Origin of the sequence: Paenibacillus elgii NBRC 100335 (genome assembly GCF_004000865.1) — a bacterium.
GTDB classification, from domain to species: Bacteria; Bacillota; Bacilli; order Paenibacillales; family NBRC-103111; genus Paenibacillus_G; species Paenibacillus_G elgii.
Genome location: NZ_BIMB01000007.1, coordinates 127,919 through 142,331, shown reverse-complemented (window position 1 = coordinate 142,331; position 14,413 = coordinate 127,919). Strand labels below are relative to the sequence as shown.

The 14,413-nt window shown below is 60.7% G+C and carries 4 protein-coding genes; all 4 read left to right on the top strand.

The window, feature by feature from the left end; all coding sequences use genetic code 11:
* The first annotated feature begins 464 nt into the window (after positions 1-464).
* From PEL01S_RS07695 to PEL01S_RS07680, 4 genes are read left to right on the top strand one after another with little or no spacing between them, the layout of a single operon-like run.
* Positions 465-3,740, top strand: coding sequence for a non-ribosomal peptide synthetase (locus PEL01S_RS07695; protein ID WP_127459910.1), 3,276 nt, complete (start codon positions 465-467; stop codon positions 3,738-3,740).
* Positions 3,741-3,748: 8 nt separating this feature from the next.
* Complete coding sequence (locus PEL01S_RS07690) at positions 3,749-8,443, top strand: type I polyketide synthase (RefSeq protein WP_127459909.1); 4,695 nt, start codon at positions 3,749-3,751, stop codon at positions 8,441-8,443.
* 13 nt (positions 8,444-8,456) lie between these two features.
* Positions 8,457-9,692, top strand: a complete 1,236-nt coding sequence (locus PEL01S_RS07685; protein WP_127459908.1) for a MupA/Atu3671 family FMN-dependent luciferase-like monooxygenase — start codon at positions 8,457-8,459, stop codon at positions 9,690-9,692.
* Positions 9,689-14,389, top strand: a complete 4,701-nt coding sequence (locus tag PEL01S_RS07680) for a non-ribosomal peptide synthetase (RefSeq protein ID WP_127459907.1) — start codon at positions 9,689-9,691, stop codon at positions 14,387-14,389. Before PEL01S_RS07685 ends, PEL01S_RS07680 begins: the two co-directional genes overlap by 4 nt.
* Positions 14,390-14,413: the final 24 nt, after the last annotated feature.

Below are 14,413 nucleotides of genomic sequence, written 5' to 3'. Positions count from 1 at the left end.
CGGTCGGGATGACGAAGCGCTGGCCCGTATGCTTGCCGAACTACAGGCCAGTGGATTCTGCAGGTGGGGATGCATCGTGAGACCCGAATGGGATTGGAGCCTGAAAGATCTTGCCTTGTGCCAAAGAATGCCCGAAAGGTGTTTAGCTGCTTCTCCTGCGGTGACGGCTCTACCACGGGATACAAACTGGCAGGGTACATTGTGCTTGGTAATATGGAGGTTGATTCCTAATTATTGTATCAGGTTAAAAATTAGTACGGTGAAGTAAACGAATATACGCGATATTAGATGGATAGGCCGCCATGCTTTGGTTGGCCTTTTTTCATTTCCGGCTCGAGGGGCTGGTAATTCATTAATATGGTTTATATTCAATAATAGGTATTTATAGTAAATAAATACTAATCGTGCTACAATGAAATCGACATCGGAGAACATGGAGGTAATGAAGACAGGGAGGACGAGGAATGAACGCAACACCTTCTGGAACGTTTCCGCTGACGCAAGCGCAGAAGCGGATCTGGTTCATGCAAAAGATGCATCCCGATTCCGGTTTCATGAACTTTGGTTTGTCCGTAAAATTTTTAACGCACGTTTCTCCCGAGTTGTTGAAGAAAGCCGTCGCCCAATTTATTTTGGAAAACGATTCCACCCGGCTCTCAATCACAACTTCAGCTTCGGACGATCCCGGCATGCCCCGACAGTATATCGGCCCGGAAGATCTTCCCGATATCCCGTTGCTTGATTTTCGTAACGAGCAGGCGCCCGATCAGGCTGCACGCCAGTGGATCGACGCTGCGACCAAAGAGCCTTACCCGCTTGAAGCTTCCCGGCTCTATGATTCTGCTCTCCTCCGCCTTTCCGACACCGAATCATGGTTGTATCTTAAATGCCATCATATCCTTGGAGACGGTACCGCCCTCGTGCAGGCCGGGGCCGACATTGTAGACCTTTATTTGTGCTTGGCCCGAGGGCAGGCACGGGATTTTCAAAAAAAGCCTTCCTATCTCGAAGCAATCGACCGGGAACGCGCGTATTTGGAATCGGACCGGTATGCGCAGGACCGTCAATATTGGGACGAAAAGTTCCGGACGCTGCCGGAACCGGTTTCTTTGGCCCGGACCGGGAATCCGACGGGAAGCCTGGAAAGCGGCCGCTGCGGGTTCTCGATCGACGGCAGCAGGAGGGAGCGCGTCGATGCTTTCTGCCGGGAATCCGGCGTCTCGCCTTCGGCTTTCTTTCTTGCCGTCTTCTATGCTTATTTGTACCGGATGACGGGCCAAAGAGACATGGTGCTCGCCAGTATAACCGGGAATCGGACGAGCCCCCAGGACAAACACACCTTCGGCATGTTCGCGGGTGTGGCTGCTTTTCGCTACGAAGTCGATCCACAGCAAGCTTTTATAGCTCATTGCCAAACCCTTGCCAAAGAATACATGCGCATGCTGCGCCACCAGAAATACCCCTACAACCAGCTCGTGGCCCGAACGAGAGAGCGTCATCCGGACGCAGGGCCGTTGTTTCATATCGGGACGGAGTTTCAAGTGATGAATTTTCACCTAGAAGACGAAGTCCGCGTTGCGAGTGAAATTCATTTCAGCGGCTCGATCACGGATGAGATGCATTTTCACGTTAAGGATCATACGGATTCGGGCACGTACCGGCTGGATTTCGAATACCGGCGGGCGCTGTTCGGCGAAGACGAAATTGCGACGCATGGCGAGCGGTACATGAATCTGCTGGACGATGCGCTGTCCCATCCGGAGCGCACCGTGGCCGACCTGCGTCTTCTATCGGAAGCCGAGGCCGGGCGGATTTTGATCGACTTCAACCGGACGGAGCGGGATTTTGGGCCGCAGCGCACGTTTGCCGAGTTATTCGCAGGGCAGGTCTCACGGACGCCTGATGCGACCGCTGTCGAGTTTGGGGACGAACGCCTGACGTATCGCGAGCTGGAGCAATGGACGCGCCGGATGGCGCACGGCTTGCGGAGTCGGGGCGTGGCTGCGGAAAGCGTCGTCGCGGTGATGCTGCCCAAGGGGCCGGAGCTTATCGCTGCGATGATCGCGGTTCTCCGTGCAGGCGGAGCGTATTTGCCGATCGATCCGGATTATCCGGCGGAACGCATCGCTTATATGCTGAACGATTCGCAGGCTCAATTCCTTATGACGAGGGAGGGGATTGGACAAACCGTCGCAGGCGGGACATGGCAGGTCATTCCTGTCGAGCCGGAGGAGGCGCAGGGAGATGCGGTTGAAGCGCTTGAGGACGTTCCTTGGCCGTTTCCCGGGGAAGGCGATCTCGCATATATCATCTATACCTCCGGCTCCACCGGGCAGCCGAAGGGGGTCATGATCGAGCACCGGGGACTTGGCAACCTCATTCATGCGTTGAAGGAGAGGCTAGGGCTGTCCAGCCGTACGAGGATTTTGCAGTTTTCGTCGTGCAGCTTCGACGCTTCCGTGGCGGAAATTTTCCCCGTGTTATGCAGCGGGGGAACGCTTGTGGCAGATACCCGCGAGGCGATGCTGCCGGGCAAGCCGCTGGTCGAGCTTATCGGCCAAAAGGCCGTCAATCTGCTCATTTCTCCGGCATCCGTACTCGCTGTGCTGTCGGAAGTCCCGGGCAGCGCCAGCGCCTTGCGGACATTGGAGACGGTGGTCTCGGGGGGCGAGCCTTGTCCCGCCGAGGTCGCTGCCGCGTGGAGCGTCAACCGGCGCTTTATCAACGCATACGGGCCGACGGAAGCCACGGTATGGGTAACCGACGGAACGTTCGACGGCGGCAAGCTACCGTCGGATATCGGCCGGCCCATTGCCAACAAGAAGGTATACCTGCTGGACGAGCACCGGAACCCGGTCCCGGTTGGCGTTACCGGCGAAATGTATATCGGCGGAACGGGGGTGGCCCGCGGGTATTGGAATCGTCCCGGGCTGACGGCCGAGCGGTTCGTGGAGGTGGAGCTTGGCCAGCCTGTACCGGGAGCGGTCCGCTTGTACCGGACGGGAGACTTGGCCCGCTATTTGCCGGACGGAAGTCTGGAATATGTCGGGCGAGCGGACCATCAGGTGAAAATTCGCGGCCACCGCATTGAGCTGGAGGAGATCGAAAACGTGCTCGGGCTGCATCCGGGAATCCGGCAAGCCGTGGTTGTCGTACATGATGACGGAAGTGGACGGCGGCTGGCTGCTTTTGCGATCCCGGCGGCTGGCGGGATGGACAAGCCGCAGATGGCGGAATTGCGCGTCTATTTGCAGGAACGGCTTCCCGCGTTTATGGTGCCGCATTTCGTCCGCGTGGTTGACCGGCTGCCGCTGACGCCGAGTGGCAAAGCGGACCGGGCGGCTTTAAGCAAGCTCGCCCTCGAGGAGCCGTCCGCGCTGGAAAGCGCAGCTCCGCTCAATCCGGCGGAAGAGGTGCTGACGCGGATCTGGAAAGAGGCGCTCGGCTTGACGCGGGTCGGCGTTCAGGATCACTTTTTCGACTTAGGCGGGGATTCCTTCCGGCTGTTGCGCGTGCATCAGAGTGTCAGGGACGCGCTGGACGATTCCGTAACCGTCGTCGACTTGTTCCGGTTCCCCACGATCCGAGCGTTGGCTGCTCACTTGAACCGGAGCCGGGGGACAGCAGGGCAGGAAGAAGTGGTCGGAAGCGGCGGCAGAAGCACAAGTGCGCACCGCATGGCGTTCCAGCGAAAGGAAGAAATGGAAAGGCAGAAACGGCTTAGAACGCAGAGGAGGTAAAGGAGTTTATGGAAGCGATTGCAAAAGGCGCAGAGCTGCGGGGAATTGCGATTATCGGGATGGCGGGACGGTTTCCGGGAGCCGGGGATTTGGAGCAATTTTGGACCAATCTGCGAGACGGGCGGGAATCGATTACCTCTTTCAAGGCGCCGGAGAAGAACCGGGTCCATACCGCGGGGATTCTGGAGGAAGCGGCCGACTTCGATGCCGTTTTCTTCGGGATGACACCGCGGGAAGCGGAAATGACAGACCCGCAGCACCGGTTGTTTCTGGAATGCGCCTACGAAGCCATGGAGTCGGCAGGATATCCTCCGACGAGGTGCCCCGAGCGGATCGGGGTCTATGCAGGCAGCGGCCAGTCGGATTATCTGCAGCATGTACTCAGCCATGACGAGCTTGTGGAATCGTTCGGACCGTTCCAGATCGGCATCGGCAACCACCCGGATTTTCTCGCCACCCGCGTTTCGTACAAATTGAACCTGAGCGGCCCGAGCATCGCGGTGCAAACGGCCTGCTCCAGCTCCTTGGTGGCCGTCCACATGGCATGTCAGGCTTTGCTTACATATGAGTGCGATATGGCGATCGCCGGCGGCGTGTCGGTCAAGGCGGACCAAACGGCGGGCTTCGACTACCAGGAAGGGGGCATTCTGTCGCCGGATGGGCGCTGTCGCGCGTTCGACGCCAAATCTCAGGGCACGGCGGTCGGGAACGGAGCCGGGGCTGTCTTGCTGAAGCGGCTGGATGAAGCCGTGTCGGACGGGGATACGATTCTGGCCGTGATCCGCGGTTCGGCGGTCAATAACGACGGGGCGCAGAAGGTCGGGTATACCGCCCCGAGCGTGACGCGGCAGGCCGAGGTCGTGAGGGAAGCGCTGGCCGTCTCGGAGATCGACCCGGCGACGATGACGTATATCGAGGCTCACGGCACGGGCACCGCGCTGGGCGATCCCGTTGAAGTGGCCGCCTTGACGGAGGCGTACCGCGAGGGTACGAGCCAGAAGCAGTACTGCGCCATCGGGTCGGTCAAAACGAACATCGGCCATCTCGACAGCGCCGCCGGGATTGCCGGACTGATCAAAACGGTGCTGTGCCTGCAAAATAAAATGCTGCCGCCGAGTCTGCACTATACGGAGCCGAATCCGAAAATCGATTTTGCGAGCAGTCCTTTCTATGTGAACGACCGGCTCAGGGAATGGAAAACGGATGGGCATCCCCGCAGGGCCGGGGTAAGCTCGTTCGGCATGGGTGGCACGAATGCGCATGTTGTGTTGGAGGAAGCGCCTTTAGTGGAAGCGGTAAGGCATCCGGAGGAAGGAGCTGGGGCCGGGACTGATTGGAATGTTATCGCCTTGTCTGCCAAAACGGCCGCAGCCTTGCGCCGGAAGACGGAGCGGTTGATCGGCTATTTGCAAACGAACCGGGACGTTCCCTTATCCGACGTGGCGTATACGCTTGCTGCAGGCAGAGAAACGTTCGCCCGGCGGCTCGCGGTGGTCGGCCGGGATCGTGGGACGGTGGCGGACGAATTAAAAGCGAAGCTTGCGGACCTGCCGCCGTCCGGCCGGGTCGTTCAAGAGCCCGAGGGCGGCGGAGAAGCGCCGCTGAGCGTGACCTTTATGTTTACCGGGCAGGGGGCACAGCACATCTATATGGGGGCCGAGCTGTACGAATCCGCGCCCGTGTATCGCGAGCAGGTGGACCGGTGCGCCGAGCGGCTGCAGCCGCTTCTTGGCCTGGATCTGCGCAATGTGCTGTATCCGCCTCCGTCTCAAGCGGAGGAAGCCGCATCCCGGCTGCGCCAAACCGCTCTGACGCAGCCTGCGCTGTTCGTCCTGGAATATGCTTTGGCCAAGCAGTTGGAGGCTTGGGGCGTTCGCCCGCAGGCGATGATCGGGCACAGCATCGGCGAGTATGTGGCCGCTTGCTTGGCGGGAGTCATGACCGTGGACGATGCCTTGACCGCCGTCGCCGCACGCGGGAGTCTGATGCAGGAGATGGACCGCGGGGCGATGCTGGCGATCGCACAGTCCGAAGCGGATGTGCGGGAGCTGCTGGCCGCTGCGTCCCCGGAGCTGTCCGTAGCCGCCGTGAACGGTCCGATGTCCTGCGTGGTGTCGGGACCCTTCGAGGCGATCGAACGGCTGGAGCAGGTGCTCGGCCGCAGGAACGCCGTATCGAAGCGGCTCGTGACCTCGCACGCTTACCATTCGGCGATGATGGAGCCGATGCTCGAACGGTTCGCCGGGGTCATGCGGGGAATTGCGCTGCACGCGCCGCAGCTTCCGTACGTCTCGAATGTGACGGGAACGTGGATTACGGCGGAGCAGGCGACGGACCCGATGTATTGGGTCCGGCATTTGCGGGACACCGTCCGCTTCGCAGACGGCATCCGTCTGCTGTCGGAAATGGGAAGAACGGCGTTTCTGGAGATCGGCCCGGGGCATTCTTTGACCTCGCTGGTCCGGCAGCAAACCGCCCGGAACGCGACGATCGGAGTGCCAGCGGTCAACGCGTTGCCTCCGGCGACAGCGGGCAAATCCGCGTATGCCAGCGTTCTTCAGGCGCTGGGCGAGTTATGGTCCGCAGGCGCGGACATCGAATGCGCGGCATGGCATGAAGGGAAAGCGCGCCGGCGCGTGCCTTTGCCGACGTATCCTTTCGAGCGTTACCGCTACTATTTGGAGAAAAAGGTTCGTGCTGTCCCTGCCGATGCGGTCGCAGCCGCCGGACAGGAGCGCCGGGCGGACATGGCCGACTGGTTCTACACTCCGGTATGGAAACAAACGTTCCTGCCTCCGCAACCTCCGGTTTCCGGGGATGCAGCGCCGCACAAGCGGACGTATCTGCTGTTCCACGACCGGTATGGGCTGGCCGAAGCCTTGAGCGAGGGCTTGAAAAGCGAGGGGCACGATGTCATCACCGTGCTCGAAGGCAGTGGATTCCGGCAAGTGGAGGAGGATGTCTTTACGATCCATCCCGCACAAGGCCGGTCCTATGAGGAGCTGCTGCATGCTTTGGCGGCACAGCAGCGTTTCCCGGACGCCGTCGTCCACCTCTGGAACGTCGTCGAACCGGAGTCGGAGGAGGGGGATGCCCCCGTCCCTATGGCACAGCGTTACGCCCGGTCGCAGCAGCTTGGGCTCTACAGCTTGCTGCATTTGGCCCAAGCGATCGGCATGCAGGCGGCGAAGCGGACGGAGCTGATCGTGCTGACCGGCAGCCTGCAATGGGTTGCCCATGAGCAGGTGCGCGGCCCGGAGCGGGCAACCTTGTTCGGGGCGCTGCGGGTCATTCCGCAGGAGTACGCGCAGATTCGGGCACGCGCCGTCGACGTGAGTCTGGCCGATCTTGCTTCGGCTTCCTCCGGGCGCTTGGTCCGGCAGCTGCTTCAGGAGATCGAGCATGGGGGAGAGGACTTTGTCGTTGCGTACCGAGGGCTGCAGCGCTTCACGCAACTCTACGAAGCGGTCAAGCTGCCGAAAGCCGACCCTGCGGACGCCGCCTTCCGCGACGGAGGCGTGTATCTGGTGACGGGGGCCACGAGCGAAATCGGCTTGCGGCTGTGCGAGGAAATCGCCAGGACGGCGAAGGTTTCTTTCGTGCTGATCGGGGAGGCATCGTTCCCGGGCGCCCACGAGTGGGGGCATTACTTGTTGCATAACGGGGAATCGGACGATACGGCCGGGATCATCAAGCGCATCCGAGCGCTGGAGCAAAACGGGACGCCTCTGCTCTACGCCAGCGCCGATCTGGTGGATGAAGCCGGGCTGCGGGACATTGTGCGGCAAGCGGAGCGGCAGTTCGGCGCGATTCACGGCGTGCTGTTCGCTCAGGAGCCGTACGGCTCGGGCTTGATCCAGTTGGGCGACCGGGAACGTTCCGAACGGGTCATCGCGCCTCAGGTGCTCGGGCTGCTCACGTTGGAATCGCTGCTTCGCTCCCATCCGCTGGAGCTGATGGTCGTGTTCTCGCGCACCATCTCGTTTACCGGCGGCGTCGGACTGATGGATCAGTGCGCGTCCCATCAATTTGTCGATGCGTTCGCCAAGTGGCATGCGGCCGCCGGAGGCCGGACCGTCTCCGTCAACTGGGGCATGTGGCAGGACGACGTTTGGGTCCGGAAGCAGACGGAGCTCCCGGCAGATATCAAAGAGCATATGCTGCAAATGCAGGCGAAATTCGGCATTACCGGTGCGGAAGGGCTGGAGGCGATCCGGCGCATCGTGGCCAGCGGGCTGTCCCAAGCCGTCGTGTCCACGCAAAGCATTCACGATGCGGCGGTGGGCGGATGGCTGCATGCCGCAGGCCACGCTGCCTCGGATAGCCGAAATAGCCGGACGGACACCGAGTACCGGGATGGCGAACCATCTCAAGAGCCGCCGCAAACCGAGGAGGAGCACAAGATCGCGGCCATCTGGGAGACGCTGTTCGGGATTCCTGACATCGGCAGACGGCAGAGCTTTTTTGATCTGGGCGGCAATTCGCTGCTCTCGATCCAGCTTGTCGCCCGGCTGCGCCAAGCGTTTCACGGCGATATCCCGATGGATGTTATTTTCCAGTCGCCTACCATTGCAGATCTGGCCGAGTCGATTGCGCAGACGCAGGTCAAGCCGGAGGAACTGGACGAAATCGAACGCTTGCTCAGCGAAATCGAAAATATGCCGCAGGACGAGCTGATGCAGCTACTAAGCCGCGAGGGGTAAGGAGATGAAGGAAATGAGCGGCATACATGAGCGGCTGGCGGCGCTGTCGCCCGAGCAGCGGGCGCTGCTGGAGCGACGTCTCAAGCGGCAGGGGATCGCGGCGCCGGATACGGCAAGCACGAAGCCCGGGCAGGGACAGGCTGCGGCGGAAGCGGCTTTTGTTCCGAAGCACAGGCGCAGAGAGGCGGCTATGGATTTCAGTCTGTTTTTCTTCTCTGGCGACGGCTCGACCATGGACCGCCATAAATACGGGCTGCTGATGGAATGCGCGGCGTTTGCGGACCGGCACGGATTCAAGGCGGTATGGACGCCGGAGCGGCATTTTGAGGAGTTCGGCGGGCTGTACCCGAATCCGTCGGTGCTCAGCGCGGCGCTGGCGGCAGTCACCGAGCGGGTCGAACTGCGGGCGGGGAGCGTCGTGCTCCCGCTGCACCACCCAGTCCGGTTCGTCGAGGAATGGTCGGTCGTGGACAACCTGTCGGACGGGCGCGTGTCGGTCGCTTTTGCTACGGGCTGGCATCCCGCCGATTTTATCCTCGCCCCGGTGCAGGACCCGGACTACTATGTCCGTCGCAAGGAAGAGCTGTTCAAGTTGGTCGAACAGGTTCGGGCTCTATGGAACGGGGAGGCGGTGCCTTTTACCGACGCCAGCGGGGCGGTGCACCGGATCAAGACGCTCCCCCGGCCGATCCAAAGCAAGCTGAACCTGTGGATCGCCACGAACGGGAACGAGGAGACATACCGGCAAGCTGCTGAGATCGGAGCCGGTATTCTGACCGGCATACTCGGGAATGGCTTTGCCGAGCTGGAGAGCAAAATCGAGCGGTACCGCGAAGCGCTGCTCCGGCATGGCTACGATCCGCAGACGAAGAAGGTCGCGGTCATGCTTCATACCTGCCTCGGGGAGAACGACGAAGCGGTCCGGGCGAAGGTGGAGCGGCCGCTGAAGGAATATCTCAAGATCTTTTTAAGCCAGCAAAGGCAAATTCTCGCCGACTACGACGGCATGACCGACGCGGACTTCGAGGCGATCGTGTCCCGCGCTTTCGATAAATATTACCGCGAAAGCTCCCTGCTCGGAACACCGGACAAGTGTGCGAAGCTGGTGGAGACGCTCCGCGACATCGGTGTCGGTGAGATTGCCTGCTTGATCGATTTTGGCGTGGACCGGGAGACGGTGATGGAAAGCTTGGCATTATTATCCGAATTGCAGCGGAAATTCGCTTTTGACAAGGAGCTGATCCCATGAAGAATCTGACCGACCGTATCCAATCGCTGACGCCAGAGCAGCGGGCGCTGTTCGAACAGCGGCTCAAGCAAAAAAACTTGAATGCGCAGCAGCTAAGCCCGAATCCGGCGGCCGCAGCGATCCCACGGCGGAACCATACGGACCCGAGCCCGCTCTCCTTCGATCAGGAGCGGCTTTGGTTCTTTAACCGGATGCACCCTGAGTCGCATGCGTACAACGTGTACGGGGCCGCCCGGTTGAGAGGAAAGCTGCATCATGGGGCGCTGGAGTACGGCATCAACGAAATCGTCAAGCGCCACGAGGCTTGGCGGACCGTATTCGGGCGCGTTGATCCGGTGCAGACCGTTCTGCCGGAGCTCCGCGTCAGTGTTCCCGTCGTGGACCTTCGGGATATTCCCGAGGATGAACGGGAAGCCACCGCCCAGAAGCTCATGCGCGAAGAGGTCCAGCAACTGTTCGATCTGGAAAAAGGGCCGCTCATCCGTTTCAAGCTGTTTACGCTGTCGGATACGGAATCGACGCTCGTCTTGACCATCCATCACATTGTCATCGACCGGCTCACCTTCTCGATCTTCTTCGAGGAGCTGATGGCGCATTACAAGGCCGCGCTTGCAGGCGTTCCGGCCGAGCTTCCGGAGCTGCCGATCCAGTACGCGGATTATGCCGAATGGCAGCGGAATTACCTGCAGGGTGAGACCCGGGAAAAGCTGCTCAACTTCTGGAGGGAGCAGCTGAAGGATTGCGACTACATCCTCGACATTCATACGGACTTCCCTCGTCCGCCCGCGATTACTTACCGGGGAGCGCGTGTCTTCCTGCGGTCGTCGAAGGAAATTTTGGACGGGCTGAAAGCGATCGCCAAGCGGGAAAACGCTTCGACCTTCATGATCGTGATGGCGGCGTTCAAGGCGCTGCTCTACCGGTATACCGGGCAAGCCGACATTCTGGTCGGGACTCCGCTTGCCAACCGCAACCGGATCGAGATGGAAAAAGTGATGGGGTACTTCCTGACCATGGGCACGCTGCGTTCGCATATGTCGGGGGAGATGAGCTTCATCGACCTGCTGCGGCAGGTGCGCGATACCGCCAGAGAGGTCTACAAGCATCAGGAGCTGCCAGTCGGTCTGCTGCTGGACGAGCTGCGGGTTCCGATCGATCCGAGCCGCAACCCGCTGGTGCAGGCGGTATTCGTGTATGTAGACGTGCCGGAGGAAAAGTTTGCGCTCCCCGAGCTGGAAGCGGATATTCAGATGATCGACGGGGAAACGGCAAAATACGATGTCACCATCGGCTTAACCGAGACGGAAGACGGACTGGATGGCTTTCTCGAATATTCGCCGGATCTGTTCCGCCGGGAGACGTTCGAGCGCATGAGCCGGCATTGGGAAGCTCTGCTGCACAGCATCGTGCGCAATCCGCAGCAATCTATTCACAAGCTGGCGATGTTGTCGGACGAAGAGCGACACCAGCTCATTGCCGAATGGAACGAGACAGCGCAGCCGTTCCCGGACGATTCGTGCATTCATCATTTGTTCGAGAGACAGGCCAAGCTTACGCCGGACGATCCGGCCGTCGTTTGCGGCAGCCAGTCTATGACGTACCGGGAGCTGAATCGGCGCGCCAATCAGGTCGCCCATGCTTTGCGGAAGCGGGGAGTCGGCCGGGAGATGGTTGTCGGCGTGATGATGGAGCGGTCGATTGAAACGGTCGCCGGCCTGCTCGGCATTCTGAAAGCGGGGGGCGCATACGTCGCTATCGATCCGGTTTATCCGGCCGAGCGGATTCGCGCCATGATTGACGATTCGGGAATCGAAGTCCTGCTGCTTCAGCCGAAGCTGGCGGATGCGGAGTCGGAATCGGTCTCGGCGGTGCGACACAAGCTCGTGCTTGACGGTACTTGGCAATCGGTTGCGGAGGAGAGCGCGGACAATCCGCGCGTCGAAGCGGACGCGGGTGATCTGGCCTACGTGATGTATACGTCGGGATCGACTGGCAAGCCGAACGCGGTCGCGATCGAGCATCGCAGCGTGTGCAATGCGGTAGAAGCGGCCATCGGGCTGTTCGGCTTGTCCAGAGGCAGCCGGATGCTGCAATATGCGTCGACGACGTTCGATGCGTCGGTCTTGGAGATCTTTGCGACGCTCGCCTCGGGCGCGGCGCTCTGCCTTGTCAACCCGGAAGCGACGGCCGGAGGCGAGGCGCTGCACCGGTTTCTGGAGGAGCAGCGGATTACGGCGATGCTGCTGACGCCGTCCGTGTTGTCCACGCTCATCCCGGAGCGGCTGCCCGATTCGCTGCGTACCGTAGGGACGGGAGGGGAAGCGTGCACGCTCGATATTGGCGCGTGGCTGTCGGGTTCCAGACGTCTGCTGAACCTGTACGGCCCGACGGAGGCGACGATTTTTGCAACGGCCCACGAATTTGACGCGGACAGTCCATCCGCTTGCATCGGGCGTCCCGTCGCCAACACGCAAATTTATATTTTGGATGAGAGCCTGCAGCCCGTGCCGGTCGGCGTACGCGGGGAAATGTATATCAGCGGAGCAGGCTTGGCCCGAGGCTACCGCAATAACCCGGTGCTGACCGCCGAGCGGTTCGTGGATCATCCGTTCCGGCCCGGTGAGGTCATGTACCGGACGGGCGATTACGGCTGCCGGCTGCCGGACGGAAGCATCGAGTACCTCGGGCGACGCGACGATCAAGTGAAGCTGAACGGCATCCGGATCGAAACGGGAGAGATCGAAGCCGCGCTGAACGGGCATCCGGCGGTCAAAGAAGCCGCTGTTCTGGTCCGGCAGGTCGCATCCGCGTCCTCATCCGCCTCCGGCAAAGTCCTCTGCGCCTATTACGTCGCGGATCGGGAATTGGATGCGGCGGAGCTGCGCGCGCTGCTGTTGGACCGGCTGCCCGCTTACATGGTCCCGGCTCATTACGTGAGGTTGGACGCTTTGCCGCTGACGTCCAGCGGCAAATTGGATCGCAAGCGGCTCCCGGAGCCTGCGGCGGCCAGTGGTCCGGGAGCGGAGTTCGTTCCCCCGGAAGGCGAGCTGGAGGAGCTGATGGCTTCCGTATGGCAGGAGGTGCTTGGAGCAGAAGTGGTTGGTCGGGAAGACAATTTTTTCCATCTCGGAGGAGATTCCATCAAGGCGATTCAGATCGCATCGCGATTGTACCGGCAAGGCTGGGACCTTGAGATGAAGAAGATCTTTTTGACTCCGGTGCTGAAGGAGCTTAGCCTTGATCTCAAGCCGGCCGACGGGCAGGTGCAGATCCCGCAGGACGCCGTGGAAGGACCGATAGCGGATACGCCGATCGTTCAGTGGTTTTTTGACCGTGACTTCGCTTCTGCGGCCCATTGGAATTCGGCGGTGATGCTGCATTCGGAGACTGCTTTGGACGAAACCGCCTTGAAGCGGGCGCTGGAAAAGCTGGCCGAGCATCATGACGTGCTGCGGTCCGTGGTGAGGGATGAAGGGGGCCGCAAGCAGCTGTATAACCGGGGACCGGCGGAGCAGCCGCTGATCGGTTTCGAGGTCGTGGCTCCGGACGGCGGCGATTCGATGGAACCGGCCGTTCTGGTGCACGCCAACAGGCTGCACGAGAGCATCGATCTGGCGAACGGCCCTCTGATGCAGACTGCCTTGTTCCGGACGCCGCAGGGCGATCATCTGTTGCTCGTCGCTCATCACTTGGTGATGGATTGGGTGTCGTTGCGAATTGTGCTGGAAGATTTGGAAGCGGCTTACGGGCAGGCGCTGAATGACGGGGACATCGTCATGCCGCCCAAAACGCATTCGTTTCAAGCTTGGGGAGAGGCTTTGCAACAGTACGCCCGGAGCGGCGAAGTGCTGCGTGAGGCCGATTATTGGGCGGCCGTTGAGAGTACGCCGCGCGTGCCTGTGCCAAGGGACTTCGAGGCTACGGGCGACCGGGTGAAGGACGAAGCCCAAGCGATGTTCACGCTGCCGCCCGAAGAAACGGAGCGGCTGCTGAAGCAAGTCCACCGCGCTTACAATACAGAAATCAACGATATTTTGCTGACCGCCTTGGGCCTGACCTTGAAGGAATGGATGAACACGAACCGGATCATGATCCATCTGGAAGGGCACGGCCGGGAAAGCGTCATCAACAATATGAACATTACCCGCACGGTCGGCTGGTTTACATCGCAGTTTCCGGTCGTGCTGCCGATGGAGCATGCGGACAATTTGGGTTACCAGATCAAATCGGTCAAGGAGCATTTGCGGCAGCTGCCGAACCACGGGATCGGCTATGGCTTGTTGAAATATATCACGCCCCGGGAAAGCTTGCCGGGCTTGTTGTTCACGCAGCAGCCGGACATCTGCTTCAACTACCTCGGTCAGATCGATACTGATCTGCGCAATCGGTGGTTCGGTCCGTCGCCGTGGCCGGTCGGCCGTACGATAAGCCCGGAAGCCGAGCGAATGGCTTCGCTTTTCATCACGGGCTATGTGCAGGATCGGCGTCTTCACATCGCGATGGACTACAACCGCACGCATCACCGTCACGACACGATCGCCGCTTTGTTGGACAAGTTCCAAGGCCGGCTGCTGGACCTCATCCGCCACTGCGGGGAGCAGACCGCCGCCGAAGCCACGCCCAGCGACTTGGGCTACAACCGGCTGACGCTGCAAGAGCTGGATCAGTTGTACGATCTGGTCGATACGATCGAGTAGCCTTTTCCGGCTGCGGTGCTACAG